This window comes from Paraburkholderia sp. LEh10, from assembly GCF_017814945.1.
In the GTDB taxonomy this organism is placed as follows: Bacteria; Pseudomonadota; Gammaproteobacteria; order Burkholderiales; family Burkholderiaceae; genus Paraburkholderia.
In genome coordinates, this window is record NZ_JAGIPX010000008.1 from 95,098 (window position 1) to 109,932 (window position 14,835).

A 14,835-nucleotide genomic window follows, 5' to 3' on the forward strand; every position below is an offset into this window, starting at 1 on the left:
GCGGTGGATAAGGAAACGCCGGCTCGAGGCCGGCGTTTTGCATTGCATGTCGGTCAGGCGGTTGACGCTCAGAACTTCATCCCGACACCCACGCCGACGATCAATGGATCGATATGCAGCGTGCCCAATGATGCACCATTGAGCGATGCATCCGTTTTCATCCATACCTTCTTCACATCGACGTTCGCGAACACCGACTTCGTCAGTTGCACGTCGACACCCATTTGCAGCGCCGGACCAAAACTGCTGCGCTTGACGGCGATCTGCTGGCCGCCGGCATGCAGTCCGTCGTTGTAGAAGTATGTGTAGTTCACACCCGCGCCGACATACGGCCGCACCTGTCCCTGATGATTGAAGTGATACTGCAGCAACAGCGTCGGCGGCAGCACGTTGACGCCGCCAAGATCGCCGATGTTCGACGTCACCTGATGCCGCGACGTGGCGAGAATCAGCTCCACGCCAACGTTGTCAAGAATCATGTAGGTGAAGTCGAGTTCAGGCACGGTCGCGTTGTTGACGCCGACGTTCAGCGCCGACAGCGTGTCGCTGGTACGCACCTGCGGCACGATGGTGATCGCGCGCAGACGCACGAGCACGTCGCCGGCGTGAATGCCGGACGCCGGATCGCCGTGCGCCGCAAACGCATGCGAGCCCGTTAGCGCCAACCCTGCTGCGCAGAGGGCGGCCGCAATTGATCGAATTTTCCTGTTCATAAGCTACCCTGATTTTTCTGTGTGGTTGCGTGCGGTGCCAAGTCACGCGCAACGCATTGTCGAAGCTCTCCGCCGCGCGCTTATTGACCCCCGTCAACCCAGCGAGAACGCGAGACGTCCTGCGACAGGCGGTCGCGCCACACCCGTCAGCAACAATTCGAGAAGATCGCGCACGCTGCGGATCGCATCACCGAACGGCAGTGATTCGCGGCCACGGAAAAACAGGCCGTTGGCCACATCGCCACGCAATGCGGCAGCGAGTCGTGTATCGATGCAGAAGTGACCGAACTTTTCGATGCCATCACGCAAGCCGCATGCACTCAGGCATTCGAGTGCAGTCGGACATGCGCGCTTCAGTGCACCGATCTTCGTGCGTATGCGTGCTTCATTGCGCAGGTAGCGCTCGAGCCAGGGCGTCTTCACGGCACGCGCGGGCAGCCCCGTCACACTGACGAATTCGACGATGTCGTCCGGTTTCGCGTCTGCCAGCACGCGCTTGAAATTCGGGTGCGCGTCGCCCTCTTCGGTGACGGCGAAGGGCGTGCCGACCTGCACTCCATTGGCGCCCGCACTCAGACAGGCGCGCACCGCGTCATGACTGTTGACTCCGCCGGCAACGATCACGGGCACTTCAGTTCGGCTGATCTGCAATGCCGCGAATAGCGCGTCGATTTCGCTTAGCACGCGCATGAAGTCGAAACGACAGTCGTGCATGTCGTCGAGATTCGTTACCCCGAGGTGACCGCCCGCATGCGCCGGATGTTCGATCACGATCGCGTCGGGCAAGCGCCCCTTCTTCATCCATTTCTTCAGCACGACGCCGACGCCGCGGCTATCCGACAGAATCGGGATCAACGCGATGTCGTGTCCCTGTGTCAGATCGGGCAGGTCGAGCGGCAGACCGGCGCCCATGACGATCGCGTCAGCGCCCTTTTCGCACGCTAGACGCACGTAATCCGCATGCGCGTTGACCGCCTTCATCACGTTGACGGCGATCATTCCATGCCCCTCGGCGAGGCGCTTCGCACCGTCGATCTCACGGGCCAGCGCGATGCGGTTCGCGTCTTCTAGCGTCGCGCGATCGGGCCTCGCGCGGCACCGCTCGATGAGGTCGGCGTGATGGTGGCGCAGGTCGATGCTGGCTATGGTGCCGAGCGCGCCCTCGCGCGCGACGCTGCCCGCAAGCCGGTGCGCGGACACGCCGACGCCCATGCCGCCCTGCACGACGGGCAATAGTGTCCGCCCACGTATCACGAGTGGCGCAAACGGATGAGAGGGAAACATGAGAGGCCTCCGTCGTCGATGGAGTTCGACGCAAAGCCTCGATGGTCGCAACTGGCGTATGCAGTATCTTGCCTAGGGTCAAACAAAAAGCGCGTGCCGCCTGGCGACACGCGCTTTCCTTGCGCCCCGTCACTGGTCATGCACGCGACTCCGGGATGAATCGCCGCACGTCACACTCATGCACTGCTATGCAGGCTTGTTCACTTTCAACTGCATTGACTTGTACTCGAGATATTCTTCGAGCCCATACGTGCCGTTTTCGCGGCCATGTCCCGATTGCTTGAAGCCGCCGAACGGCGCGGCCATGTTCCATGCGCCGCCGTTGATATCGACCTGCCCCGTGCGAATGCGCCGCGCGACGCCGATTGCATGTTCATCGCTGGCGGACCACACCGCGCCACCAAGTCCATAGATCGAGTCGTTGGCGATGCGCACCGCTTCTTCCTCGTCCTTGTAGGTGAGGATCGTCAGCACGGGACCGAAGATCTCCTCCTGTGCAATGGTTGCTTTGGGATGCACACGCCCGAACACTGTTGGTTTCACGAAGAAGCCCTTCGCGATGCCATCGGGCAAGCCGAGGCCTCCCGTGACCAGCTCCGCCCCCTCCTCGATGCCACGCGCAATATAATGCTGGACGCGTGATTGCTGGGAAGAGGAAGCAAGCGGACCGAGCCGCGTTGTCTCGGCACGCGGATCACCCGCCACGAATGATTCGGCCGCCTTCCTCGCGAGTTCGCGCGCCTCGTCGTAGCGCGACTCAGGCACGATCATGCGTGTGTGCGCCGAACACGTTTGCCCCGAATTCAGGAAGCACGCGCTCACCGTACCCTTGATCGCCGCCGCAAAGTCCGCGTCGTCGAGAATCACCGATGCCGACTTGCCGCCCAGTTCCAACGCAACGCGCTTCACCGATGCCGCCGCGAGTTCCGACACGCGCTTGCCTGCGCGCGTCGAGCCGGTGAACGACACCATGTCGACGGATGGATGACTCGCCAACACCTCGCCGACGACAGGCCCGTAACCGCTGACGAGGTTGAAAACGCCCGCGGGCAACCCCGCGTCATGAATTGCCTCGGCGAGTACGAATGCATTGAGCGGCGCCACTTCGGATGGCTTGAGCACGATAGTGCAGCCTGCCGCGAGCGCCGCCGCAACTTTCAGGGTGATCTGATTTAGCGGATAGTTCCAGGGCGTGATCGCTGCCACGACGCCAACGGGCTCACGCACGACGAGCGAGTTGCCGACCCGCTGCTCGAACTGGAATTCACCCGCGAGCTTCGCATACGCGTTCCAGTGGTACACGGGACCGCCCACTTGAATTGCACGCGCAAGCTTGATCGGCATGCCGACTTCGCCGCAGATGTAGCCTGCCAGCTCATCTGTGCGTGCCTTGAGGTTGTCGGCAATTTTTTGCAGGTAGGCGCCGCGCGTTTTCGGCGCCGTCGCAGCCCAACTGTCGAATGCAGCACGCGCCGCGTTGATTGCTGCCTCGGCATCCGCTTCGATCCCTTCAGGAATGCGGCCAAGAATTTCTTCCGTGCCAGAGTCGATCACGTCGATGGTGCCCGTGCCGCAGGGCTTGATCCACTTACCGTCGATATAGAAGTGCTCGAAGGTCTTCATTGTCTTGCGTCCTGTCTCCTGGATAGTCCATTTATTTTACTCGGGAGCATGGGAGCCGATCGGACACATGTGAGGCGGATCGATGTTACTTGCGGGGCGAACCGGCGGCACCAAAAAGAAAGCCCGCTTCGGATGAAGCGGGCTTCGACGAATATCGCACCGATATCGCTTACTGCAGGCCTTGGCTCGACAGGAAGTCCTCGTAATTGCCGCCAAAGTCGTTCAGCGTGCCGTCTGTCTTCACTTCGATGATGCGGCTAGCCAGCCCGCTCACGAATTCACGGTCGTGCGACACAAAAATCAGCGTGCCGTCGTATTTTTCCAGCGCGATCTGCAGCGACTCGATCGACTCCATGTCCATGTGGTTCGTCGGTTCGTCCATCAGCAACACATTATGGCGGCCCAGCATCAGCTTGCCCCAGATCATGCGGCCCTTCTCGCCACCCGACAGCACCTTCACCGACTTCCGGATGTCGTCTGCATTAAAAAGCAGACGGCCGAGCGTGCCGCGCACCATCTGCTCGTCGTCGCCTTCCTTGCGGTACTGGTCGATCCAGTCCATCAGCGTGACGTCGGTTGGAAACTCCTCGTACGTGTCCTGCGGCATGTAGCCCACGTTCGCGTTCTCAGCCCACTTGACCGTGCCGTGCTCGAGCGTGAGATTGCCAAACAGCGAACGCAGCAGCGTAGTCTTGCCCGCGCCGTTTTCGCCGATGATCGCGATGCGCTCGCCCGGCTGCACGCTGAGGTTGAAGTTGTTGAAGATCGTGCGGTCGTACTTCTTCGTGATGCTGTCCGCTACCACTGCAATATTGTGCAGCTTCTTTTCGTACTCGAAGCGGATAAACGGGTTCTGACGCGACGACGGCTTGAATTCCTCGATCTTGATCTTGTCGATCATCTTCAGACGGCTGGTTGCCTGACGCGCCTTCGACTTGTTGGCGGAGAAGCGGCGCACGAATTCCTGCAGATCCGCGACGCGTTCCTTCGCCTTCGCGTTGGCCGCCTGCTGACGCTCGCGCGCCTGGGTGCTCGCGAGCATGTAGTCGTCGTAGTTGCCCGGATAAACCTTCAGCGTGCCATAGTCCATGTCCGCCATGTGCGTGCAGACCTGGTTCAGAAAGTGTCGGTCGTGCGAGATGATGATCATCGTCGAGTCGTACTCGTTCAGCACGTCTTCGAGCCAGCGGATCGAGTTGATGTCCAGGTTATTGGTGGGCTCGTCGAGCAGCAGCACGTCCGGCTTCGAGAACAGCGCCTGCGCGAGCAGAACGCGCAGCTTCCAGCCCGGTGCGACGTTGCTCATCGGGCCGTTGTGCAGATCGATCGAGATGCCGATGCCGAGCAGCAGTTCGCCCGCGCGGGCTTCGGCTGTGTAGCCGTCGTATTCGGCGAACTTCGCTTCCAGTTCCGCGGCGTGCATGTAGTCGTCGTCGGTGGCTTCCGGGTTCGCGTAGATCGCGTCGCGCTCGGTCATGGCCGCCCACATTTCGGTGTGGCCCATCATCACGACATCGAGCACCCGCACGTCTTCATACGCGAACTGGTCCTGACGCAGCTTGCCGAGGCGAACGTTCGGCTCGAGCATCACGTTGCCGGAGCTCGGTTCCAGGTCGCTGCCCAGAATCTTCATGAACGTCGATTTGCCGCAACCGTTCGCACCGATCAGGCCGTAGCGGTTGCCTTCGCCGAATTTGACCGAGATGTTCTCGAACAGGGGCTTCGGCCCGAATTGCATGGTGATGTTGGCAGTAGACAGCACGGCGCGTCCCTTTGAATGATAGATCGGCGAAAAACCAATTATTTTAGCAGGTTATCGCATCATGCGCGCCGCGCTGCGGGCTGTCGCGATCGCCCTGCTAGCCCTTTTTACGCGGGGTTTGCAACACGTCGATGAAACCGGACAGATCGGCATCGGCTAGCCCCATGGCTGCACCCAGACGCAATAGCTGCTGCACTGTGCCCGAAACCGGCATTGGAGTGCTCGTTTCATAAGCTGCAGCCGCAATGGTGTCGACGTCCTTCTGGAACGTGCTGAGCGCGCCGATCGGCGGCTGCCCAGACCGGGTCATGCGCGGCACGAAGGTCTGCAACAGCACCGAGTCGGCCCAGCCGCCGGCGAGCGCCTGCGTGAGGCGCGCGGCGTCGATGCCGCTGCGCTGCGCGAGGCTGACGGCCTCGGCAATGGCCGCCACCGTCGACGTGACGATCGCCTGGTTGCACAGCTTGGCGGTTTGCCCGGCGCCCGCCGCGCCCATGTGGGTGACGCGCGCCGCATAGGCTTCGATGACGGGCGTCACGGCCGCGACATCGGCCGCCTCGCCGCCTGCCATCACGGCAAGCGTGCCGGCGATCGCCCCCGCGACGCCGCCCGAAACGGGCGCATCGATCCAGCCGATGTCCGCTTCGGCGGCCCGTTGCGCGAAGGCGCGCGTCGCCGACGGTGGAATGCTGCCGTGATCGACGATCCAGCGAACAGGACTGTCCCCGCTCGCCCGGGCGACGCCCTTCACAATGCCGTTTGCGCCGAACACGACTTCCTCCACGGCTGCTGCATCGAGCACGCAGAGGAAAATCGCTTCCGCGCGGCCCGCGAGTTCAGCAGGCGTCGACGCGACGGTCGCGCCGTCCGGGACGAGCGCTTCCGCCTTCGCGCGTGTCCGGTTCCACACCTGCACCGAATGACCTGCACTCAACAGATGACGGATGATCGGCGCACCCATCAGCCCCGGTCCGCAAAATCCGATTTCCACTTGTTTCTCCTCCGTTCGATGCATGACCTGCATCGGATCGCAGCCGTCCAGGATCGACGGCATTCGAATCGACCATCATACCGGCGGCGTCGCGTTGCAACATGCCGGGCACGCGATGTGCGGCATGAATTCGGGTTCGTTCACGCGACAGGCATTGCCTATACTTTTTTCGACCACCAGGAGGTGCATCATGAGCGAGCACGTGTACAAGCAGATCGAACTGACCGGTTCGTCGACGACATCAAGCGACGACGCCGTCCGGTGCGCGATTGAAAAAGCAGGCAAAACGCTGCGCAACATTCACTGGTTTCAGGTCGTGGAGACACGCGGTCACATCGAGGACAACAAGGTCTCGCACTGGCAGGTGACCTTGAAGGTCGGCCTGCGCATCGAGGATTGATGCCAGCGCCGGGCGACGGACGCAGCGCGCGCCGCCTCGCGCGCTGACACGGTTCGCTTGCTGCTTGCGCCGATACGAAAAAAGCTGCATCCGGCTTGAATGCCCGATGCAGCTTCAGCGTTCGCACGCGTCCAACGGATTGCATGCACTCGAATTCAAGGCTGCGGCGAATCCCGCAACCTGCGCGCGCCCGCGTCGTGCGCCTGGTCCCGGCGCATCACGCCTGCCCTTTACTTCGGCAGTGAGCCGTCCACGCCCTCTACATACCAGTTCAGGCGTTGCAGTTCCGGATCGGTCAGCGTCTTGCCGGCCGGCACCTTCACTGCACCCGACTGATCCTTGACGGGCCCCGTGAACACATCCCACTTGCCGCTCGCGAGTTGCTGGCGCTTCGCGTCGATATCCTTCATCGCGTTGGCCGGGATGGCCGACGTGTTCATGTCCTCGAGATTGACAGCCTTTTGCGGGATGCCCCACCACACGGGGTCGTTCTTCCACTTGCCGTCGAGCACCTGCTGGATCGCGGCCGTGTAATACACGCCCCAATGCGCGACCACCGAGCCCAGATGCGCGTCAGGACCGAACTTCTTCATGTCCGAATCCCAGCCGAATGCGTGCACGTGCTTTTCGGAAGCCGTCGCGAGCGTCGCACTCGAATCGGTGTTCTGCAACAGCACGTCGGCGCCCTGGCCAATCAGCGTTTCGGCCGCCTGCTTCTCCTTGCCCGGATCGAACCAGCTATTGATCCAGATGACCTTGGTATGCACCTTCGGATTCACGGAACGCGCACCGAGCGTGTATGCATTGATGTTGCGCACCACCTCGGGAATCGGCACCGATGCGACGAAGCCGAGCGTATTCGTCTTCGTCACGTAGCCGGCAGCGACCCCTGCCAGATAGGCACCCTGATACATGCGCACGTCATACGTGCCGAAGTTGGCTGCCTTCTTGTAGCCCGTTGCATGCAGGAAGACGGTGTCCGGAAAATCTTTCGCCACCTTTAGTTCGAAATCCTGGAACCCGAAGCTCGAACCAAAAATGATCTTGTTGCCCTTGTTCGCCAGATCGCGGAACACGCGCTCCGAGTCGGCCGATTCCGGCACGTTCTCGACGCGCGTGATCTTGATCTTATTGCCGAACTTTGCTTCCGCTTCCTTCGAACCCTGGTCGTGTGCGTAGGTCCAGCCCGCGTCGCCCGGATTGCCGAGATAGACGAACGCGACGCCGGGCACGTCGGCGGCCCACGCCGTCTGCGGCAGTGCACCGCCGGCAGCCAGCGACGCAGCCGTCAGCGCGAGCGCGCTCAGCATGGTTCTTTTTTTCATGTTTTCTCCTGACGTTGAATTGGGTGTCTCGATGGATGAACTGGCGTGCAGATCAACCGACGCATGCGACGGGCGCTCAGCCCGCCGCGAAGAACGGCTTGCCCAGCGATGCCGGTGCATTCAGGCGTATCGTGTTCGGATTACGCGAGATCAGCACGAGCACGACGATCGTCGCAACGTAAGGCAGCATCGCGAGGAACTGCGTCGGTACGGGTACGCCGATCGCCTGTGCATAAAACTGCAGCCCCGTGACTGCACCGAACAGGAGTGCACCGATCAGCAGACGTCCCGGACGCCAGGTCGCGAACACGACGAGTGCAAGCGCAATCCACCCGCGACCTGAAGTCAATTGCTCCTGCCACAGGTGCAGATTGACGATCGAGTAGTAGCCTCCAGCCAGTCCCGCCATTGCACCGCCGAACAGCGTCGCGCCATAGCGCACGCCGATCACGGGAAAACCGACGGAATGCGCGACCTGCGGCGACTCGCCGACCGAGCGCAACATCAGTCCAGCGCGTGTCCGGTACAGAAACCAGCTGACGACGGCAAACATGATGAACGCGAGATAGTCGAGCGGCGTCAGGCTGAAGAGCGCGGGGCCGAGCACAGGAAGCTTCGAAAGACCGGGAATGACCCAGGTGCCGATCGACTCGCGCACGGCGGCCGACGTGTACGGCTTGCCGACATAAGCGGAAAGACCGATGCCGAAGATCGTCAGCGAAAGCCCCGTGGCGACCTGGTTGGCGAGCATCGACAGCACGAGGAAAGCGAACAGCAGCGACATCGCGACGCCTGCGCCCATTGCGGCGAGCACGCCGAGCCACGGGTTGCCCGTGATCGCCGTCACAGCGTAGCCCGCGACCGCGCCCATCAGCATCATGCCCTCGACGCCCAGGTTGAGCACGCCCGACTTTTCAGTGACAAGTTCGCCGACGCCCGCGAACATCAGCGGAATCGCGGCGGCGACGGCACTCGACGTGAGCGCGCTGGCTTGTTGAATGTCCATGTTGATAGCTTCGAGCGTGGTTAAGATGCCGCGATGCCCCGGCGGCGAACGCGATAGTTGACGAACAGGTCCGCGCCGAGCAGGCAGAACAGCAGCAGTCCCTGGAACACGCCGGACAGCGCCTGCGGCAATTGCATCGATGTCTGCACCGCTTCGCCGCCGAGGTACAGCAAGGCCATCAGGAGACTCGCGAGCACGATGCCGACTGGGTGCAGCCGTCCGACGAACACGACGATGATCGCGGTAAAGCCGTAGCCCGGCGACCATGTCGCCTGCAACTGGCCGATGGGACCGGCGATCTCGCCCATGCCCGCGAGGCCCGCCAGCGCGCCGCTGATGAGCAGCGACGTCCAGATCGTCTTCTTGTCCGAGAAGCCCGCATAGCGCGCGGCGAGCGGTGCGAGACCGCCGACGTTCATCCGGAAGCCCGCGAAGCTCTTGCGCATGAAGAGCCACACGAGCGGAATCGCGATGATCGTCACGAAGATCGACGCGTTGACGCGCGTGCCCTTCAGAAATTTCCAATGCCAGTCGCCGTACAGCGTCGGGTACAGCGCGTCGCCCGAGAACATTTCGGAAAGCGGGAAGTTCATGCCCTGCGGGTCGCGCCACGGACCGCTCACCAGATAGATCAGCAATTGCGTGGCGACATAGGTGAGCATCAGGCTCGTGAGAATCTCATTGGTGTTGAAGCGGCTCTTGAGCAGCGCGGGAATCGCCGCCCACACCATGCCGCCCAGCACGCCCGCGATCATCATCGCCGGCAGGATCCACCAGCCTGTCGCCTGATCGAAGTAGATTGCGACGCCGCTCGCCGCGATGCCGCCCAGCACCATCTGCCCTTCCGCGCCGATGTTCCACACGTTCGCGCGATAGCCGATCGCGAGGCCCAGCCCGATCAGGCACAGCGGCGACGCTTTCAGCAGCAGTTCCGCCCAGCCGTTGACGCTCGACAGCGGCTCGACGAAGAACGCGAACATCGCCTGCGCCGGATCACGCCCGACGAGACTGAATATCAGAAAGCCGATCACGAGCGTGAGGAGAGCGGCGATCAGCGGCACGGCGAGCTGCATCGTTCGCGAGGGCGTCGTGCGGGCTTCGAGTCGATACGGAAGAATCATTGTGCGTGTTGTCGATGTGGTCTTCTGCACATGCACCCATGCGTCGGGCGATGCACTTTACGTCATGCGTGTGCCGGCTGCCCTGCGGACGGCGGCGTGCCTTCGCGGTCTCCGAAAAGACCCGCCATCCAGCGGCCGATCTCCTCCGCGTTCGTGTCACCTGTCTTGCGCGACGGCGACAGACGCCCACGCGCCAGCACGGCGAGCCGATCGCAAATATCGAACAGTTCTTCGAGTTCCTCGGAAATCACCAGAATCGCGACGCCGCGCGCCGACAGATCCAGCAACTGCTGCCGGATGAACGCGGCCGCGCCGACATCGACACCCCATGTCGGCTGCGCGACGACGAGCACCTTCGGTGCCTGCAGGATCTCGCGCCCGACGATGAACTTCTGCAGATTGCCGCCCGACAGGCTCTGCGCCAGCGCGCCATCGCCGCCGCAGCGCACGTCGAACGAATCGATGCAGCGCTGTGCGAACGCGCGCATCGCGCCCGCGCTGATCCAGCCCGAGCGGACCATGTTTTGCCGGTGCGCCGTCAAGAGCGCGTTTTCGGCCAGCGACATCGCCGGCACCGCGCCGCGCCCGAGCCGCTCTTCCGGCACGAACGCAAAACCGAGCCTGCGGCGCGCCGCTGCACCCAGCTTACCGGCGGGCTTACCGCAGATCGTGACGGCATCGGCGCGATTGCCTTTGTGCTCGCCCGACAGTGCCGCCAACAGCTCGGCCTGCCCGTTGCCCGACACACCCGCGATGCCGAATATTTCACCCGAGTGCACGCTGAACGACACGTCGTCGAGCGACGTGCCGAACGGATCGTCGCTTGTGGCTGAAAGATTTTTCACGTCGAGCAGCACGTCCCCAGGTGAATGCGCGCGTCGCTCGTAGTCGGGCAGAGAATGACCGACCATCAGTTGCGCGAGCGATGCATGCGTTTCTTCGCGCGGCTTCACGTGGCCCGTCACCTTGCCGCCGCGCATCACGGTTGCCGTGTCGCAGAGTTCCTGGATTTCGTCGAGCTTGTGGCTGATGTAGAGAATGCTGCAGCCTTCTGCCGCGAGACGGCGCAGCGTCTCGAACAGCTTGCGCACGGCTTGCGGCGTGAGCACCGACGTCGGCTCGTCCATGATGAGCAGGCGCGGGTTCTGCAGCAGACAGCGTACGATTTCGACGCGCTGCCGCTCGCCCACGGTGAGGCTGTGCACGTGGCGCTGCGGATCGATATCGAGCCCATAATCCGCCGATACTTCGCGGATGCGCCTCGCCAACGCTTTCAGATCGAACGGCTCGTCGAGTGCGAGCGCGATGTTTTCGCCGACCGTCAGCGTCTCGAACAGCGAGAAGTGCTGAAACACCATGCCGATGCCGAGCTTGCGCGCGGCCGCGGGATTCGCGATGTCGACCCGTTGGCCTTCCCAATGGATCTCGCCCGCGTCGGGCCGCACCGCGCCGTAGATGATCTTCATCAGCGTGCTCTTGCCCGCGCCGTTCTCGCCGAGCACCGCGTGGATTTCGCCGGGCGCGACGATCAGCGTAATGTCGTCGTTCGCGCGCACCGCGGGATATTCCTTGCTAATACCCGTCAGCGCGAGACGCGGTGTCGCGCCGACGCTACGGTTCGCGCCATTTGCGCGTGCGCTGCCGCCCATCGGGCGGCCTGAAGGTGTGTCGCTCATGTTGTTCCGTATTACGCGTGTGGCCGCCAGCATGCGCGTGCCGCGCGCTCCCCGCCTGATATCGGCGGGTGAACACGCTCGCCGTGCTACCGCAGGCGATCGACGATACCGAAATCGACCCAGTCAGTCGAGCCGCCAAAATTCCCGCAGACCCGCGCCGTTGCACGGTTTGCGGGTATCCCTCCCTTGACGCCTCCTTGTCTATATATTAAAACGCATATACCCACAAGACAGTTCGATCAGCCAGAACATATATTTCGGAGAAGTCATGAGCCAACAGCGCGAGGCGATCGATACCTACTTACTGCGCGTCCTGCACACACTCTTGATGGAGCGCAGCGTCACGCGCGCCGCCGTCAAGCTGAACCAGTCCCAGCCCGCCATCAGCGCCGCGCTGCGACGCCTGCGCGACATCACCGGCGATCCGTTGCTCGTGCGCGGCAAATCCGGCATGGTGCCGACGGAGTACGGCCTGCGCCTGCTCGAGCCCGTGCAGAATGCACTGCGCGAAATCGAACGCATTAAATTTCAGCAGCACAACTTCGATCCGGCAACGTCGATCCGCTGCTACCGGATCGGCTGCCCGGACTACCTGAACGTGCTGTTCGTGCCGACCGTCGTCGAACGCTTCCGTCAGGCCGCACCGAACGCGACACTCGAGTTCCACTCGCTCGGCCCCGCGTTTGACTATGAACTGGCGCTCGAAGACGGCAAGCTCGATATCGTCGTCGGCAACTGGCCGGAACCGCCCGAGCAACTGCACCTGTCGAATCTGTTCGTCGACCAGATCGTGTGCCTGATGAGCAACACGCACCCGTTCGCCAAGCGCGGCGGCCTCACGCTCGACCAGTACCTGAACGCGCCGCACCTCGCGCCGACGCCCTATTCCGTCGGCCAGCGCGGCGCGATCGACGTGCATCTCGCGCGCGAGCGCCTCAAGCGCCATGTCGTCGTCACACTGCCGTACTTCAACCTTGCGCCGTACGTGCTGATCAAATCCGACCTGATCTTCACGACCACGCGTCTCTTCGCCGACTACTACGCGAAGTTCCTGCCGCTGACCGTCGTGCCCGCGCCCTTGGACTTTCCGCCGATGCAGTACTACCAGCTGTGGCACGAGCGCGTGCATTACTCCGACGAAGTGCGCTGGCTGCGCAGCCTGGTCGCCGAAGCGACCAAGACCTTGATCGACCGATAAGCAGACCGATAAGCACCGTGTTGGATGGCGCCGGTTTTGGACGGCCGCCCTGCTTTCATCGGGCGCTTTCGTACAGCGCCTTCGCGAGGCTGTTGTGCCGCTCGATGACCGGCCCGAGATCCAGCGTCGTCAGGACCCCGTCTTTCACCACGACCTTTCCGCCGATTACACTCGTCGAGACTTGTGACGGCGCGCAGAACACCAGCGCCGCGACGGGATCGTGCAGAGCGCCCGCAAACAACGGCTGGCGCAAGTCGAACGAGACGAAGTCCGCCGCCATGCCGGGCGCCAGCGCGCCGACATCGTCGCGGTTCAGCACCTGCGCGCCGCCGAGCGTCGCGATCTCGAGCGCCTCGCGCGCGGTCATCGCATCGGGGCCAAAACCAACGCGCTGCAACAGCATCGCCTGACGCACTTCGGCGACCATCTGCGCGCCGTCGTTCGACGCCGAGCCGTCGACGCCCAGACCGACGGGCACGCCCGCCAGCCGCATCTTTCTGACGGGCGCGATGCCGGATGCGAGCCGCATGTTCGAGCACGGGCAATGTGCGACGCCCGTTCCCGTGCGCGCGAACAGTTCGATGCCCGCATCGTCGAGTTGCACACAATGCGCGTGCCAGACATCGCGGCCGATCCAGCCGAGGTCCTCGGCGTACTCGGCGGGCGTCATGCCGAACTTCTCGCGGCTGTATGCAATATCGTTGACGTTTTCGGCGAGGTGCGTATGCAGCGAAACGCCGTATTGGCGCGCCAGTGCAGCCGACTCGCGCATCAGATCGCGGCTCACGGAAAACGGCGAGCATGGGGCGACCACGACACGCAACATCGCGTAGCGCCCGTCGTCGTGAAACGTCTCGATCAGGCGCTGCGTGTCCTTCAGAATGTCCGCTTCGTTTTCGACCACGGAATCAGGCGGCAGGCCACCGTCCTTTTGTCCTACGCTCATGCTGCCGCGGCTTGCATGGAAGCGCATGCCGATGCGGTGCGCGGCGGCGATGCTGTCGTCGAGCCGGCTGCCGTTCGGGTAGATGTACAGGTGATCGCTCGACGTCGTGCAGCCCGACAGCAAAAGTTCCGCCATCGCAGTCAGTGTCGATACCTCGATCATTTCCGGCGTGAGATTCGCCCATACCCTGTACAGGTTCGTCAGCCAGCCGAACAACTCGGCGTCCTGGGCGGCGGGAATGGCGCGCGTCAGGCTCTGGTACATGTGGTGGTGCGTATTGACGAGGCCGGGTATGACGAGATGCCCCCGCATGTCGAGGATGTCGTCCGCGGTGGCGGGTAGCTCCGCCGTCGCTCCGACGGCCACGATCCGGTTGTCTTCGATATAGAGGCCGCCGTCGCGGACTTCGCGCCGCTCGCCATCCATCGTCACGAGCACGTCCGCATGTCTGACCAGCATCGTCCTGCCGCGCCGGCCGGGTGTTCGGGTTACATCGGTTGCATTGGTTTGCATCGTCATTGGTTTCTCCAGTGCTGCCCTGCTCGCCGCCTGTGTTGCCGCTTCACGATGCTGCTGCATACGACTGCTGCATTTGACTGCTGCATTTGACTGCGCCCGCTGCATGCCGCCGTCTGCAACTGCATCGATCCACTCGTTGCCGCAGTCCACGGCATTCCGGGCAATCGCAAAGTCGTCCGAACGCGATGCCGGCCGGCACGCCACCGTGCCGCCGCGTCGCGTTCGAACGCAATTGGCCCGGTTACCCGGCGTGCTCCGCCGTCTTCGGGAT

The 14,835-nt window shown here is 62.9% G+C and carries 12 protein-coding genes; 2 read left to right on the top strand and 10 right to left on the bottom strand.

Annotation, left to right across the window (positions count from 1 at the left end):
- Positions 1-68 precede the first annotated feature (68 nt).
- From J8I87_RS09115 to J8I87_RS09135, 5 genes are all read right to left on the bottom strand, one after another.
- Positions 69-713, bottom strand: a complete 645-nt coding sequence (locus tag J8I87_RS09115; RefSeq protein WP_209931124.1) for an OmpW/AlkL family protein — start codon at positions 711-713, stop codon at positions 69-71.
- Positions 714-806: 93 nt separating this feature from the next.
- Positions 807-1,997: a nitronate monooxygenase family protein gene (locus J8I87_RS09120; protein WP_209931125.1), complete on the bottom strand. Its 1,191-nt coding sequence runs from the start codon at positions 1,995-1,997 to the stop codon at positions 807-809.
- A gap of 186 nt (positions 1,998-2,183) precedes the next feature.
- Complete coding sequence (locus J8I87_RS09125) at positions 2,184-3,620, bottom strand: aldehyde dehydrogenase family protein (RefSeq protein ID WP_209931126.1); 1,437 nt, start codon at positions 3,618-3,620, stop codon at positions 2,184-2,186.
- 169 nt (positions 3,621-3,789) lie between these two features.
- Complete coding sequence (locus tag J8I87_RS09130) at positions 3,790-5,382, bottom strand: ABC-F family ATPase (protein ID WP_209931127.1); 1,593 nt, start codon at positions 5,380-5,382, stop codon at positions 3,790-3,792.
- Positions 5,383-5,479: 97 nt separating this feature from the next.
- The gene (locus tag J8I87_RS09135; RefSeq protein ID WP_209931222.1) at positions 5,480-6,406 is read right to left on the bottom strand and encodes an NAD(P)-dependent oxidoreductase; all 927 of its coding nucleotides are present in this window, start codon (positions 6,404-6,406) and stop codon (positions 5,480-5,482) included.
- 157 nt (positions 6,407-6,563) lie between these two features.
- Here J8I87_RS09135 and J8I87_RS09140 point away from each other — a divergent pair, with 157 nt between their 5' ends.
- A complete protein-coding gene (locus tag J8I87_RS09140) occupies positions 6,564-6,773 on the top strand; it encodes a dodecin (protein ID WP_209931128.1) in 210 nt (69 codons plus the stop codon).
- Between the two features lie 230 nt (positions 6,774-7,003).
- Here the strand turns inward: J8I87_RS09140 and J8I87_RS09145 are convergent, their stop codons facing one another.
- From J8I87_RS09145 to J8I87_RS09160, 4 genes are all read right to left on the bottom strand, one after another.
- A complete protein-coding gene (locus J8I87_RS09145; RefSeq protein ID WP_209931129.1) occupies positions 7,004-8,098 on the bottom strand; it encodes a BMP family ABC transporter substrate-binding protein in 1,095 nt (364 codons plus the stop codon).
- A 76-nt stretch (positions 8,099-8,174) separates the two neighbouring features.
- Positions 8,175-9,104 (bottom strand): ABC transporter permease, encoded by a 930-nt coding sequence (locus J8I87_RS09150; RefSeq protein ID WP_209931130.1) that lies wholly within the window; start codon positions 9,102-9,104, stop codon positions 8,175-8,177.
- Positions 9,105-9,124: 20 nt separating this feature from the next.
- Entirely contained in the window at positions 9,125-10,225 is a 1,101-nt protein-coding gene (locus J8I87_RS09155) for an ABC transporter permease (protein WP_209931131.1), read from the bottom strand.
- A gap of 62 nt (positions 10,226-10,287) precedes the next feature.
- Complete coding sequence (locus J8I87_RS09160) at positions 10,288-11,901, bottom strand: ABC transporter ATP-binding protein (RefSeq protein WP_209931132.1); 1,614 nt, start codon at positions 11,899-11,901, stop codon at positions 10,288-10,290.
- A gap of 268 nt (positions 11,902-12,169) precedes the next feature.
- On the opposite strand from J8I87_RS09160, the gene J8I87_RS09165 reads away from it, so the two are divergent.
- Positions 12,170-13,099, top strand: coding sequence for a LysR substrate-binding domain-containing protein (locus J8I87_RS09165; RefSeq protein WP_012400689.1), 930 nt, complete (start codon positions 12,170-12,172; stop codon positions 13,097-13,099).
- Between the two features lie 55 nt (positions 13,100-13,154).
- Here J8I87_RS09165 and J8I87_RS09170 read toward each other — a convergent pair whose 3' ends face one another.
- Positions 13,155-14,558, bottom strand: a complete 1,404-nt coding sequence (locus tag J8I87_RS09170; protein WP_409518737.1) for an 8-oxoguanine deaminase — start codon at positions 14,556-14,558, stop codon at positions 13,155-13,157.
- Between the last annotated feature and the right edge of the window lie 277 nt (positions 14,559-14,835).

What these genes read in the sequence shown, in the direction of transcription:
- J8I87_RS09115 (WP_209931124.1), bottom strand. Translation starts at nt 713, where the DNA reads ATGAACAGGAAAATTCGATCAATTGCGGCCGCCCTCTGCGCAGCAGGG.
- J8I87_RS09120 (WP_209931125.1), bottom strand. Translation starts at nt 1,997, where the DNA reads ATGTTTCCCTCTCATCCGTTTGCGCCACTCGTGATACGTGGGCGGACA.
- J8I87_RS09125 (WP_209931126.1), bottom strand. Translation starts at nt 3,620, where the DNA reads ATGAAGACCTTCGAGCACTTCTATATCGACGGTAAGTGGATCAAGCCC.
- J8I87_RS09135 (WP_209931222.1), bottom strand. Translation starts at nt 6,406, where the DNA reads ATGCAGGTCATGCATCGAACGGAGGAGAAACAAGTGGAAATCGGATTT.
- J8I87_RS09140 (WP_209931128.1), top strand. Translation starts at nt 6,564, where the DNA reads ATGAGCGAGCACGTGTACAAGCAGATCGAACTGACCGGTTCGTCGACG.
- J8I87_RS09145 (WP_209931129.1), bottom strand. Translation starts at nt 8,098, where the DNA reads ATGAAAAAAAGAACCATGCTGAGCGCGCTCGCGCTGACGGCTGCGTCG.
- J8I87_RS09150 (WP_209931130.1), bottom strand. Translation starts at nt 9,104, where the DNA reads ATGGACATTCAACAAGCCAGCGCGCTCACGTCGAGTGCCGTCGCCGCC.
- J8I87_RS09155 (WP_209931131.1), bottom strand. Translation starts at nt 10,225, where the DNA reads ATGATTCTTCCGTATCGACTCGAAGCCCGCACGACGCCCTCGCGAACG.
- J8I87_RS09160 (WP_209931132.1), bottom strand. Translation starts at nt 11,901, where the DNA reads ATGAGCGACACACCTTCAGGCCGCCCGATGGGCGGCAGCGCACGCGCA.
- J8I87_RS09165 (WP_012400689.1), top strand. Translation starts at nt 12,170, where the DNA reads ATGAGCCAACAGCGCGAGGCGATCGATACCTACTTACTGCGCGTCCTG.
- J8I87_RS09170 (WP_409518737.1), bottom strand. Translation starts at nt 14,558, where the DNA reads ATGCAAACCAATGCAACCGATGTAACCCGAACACCCGGCCGGCGCGGC.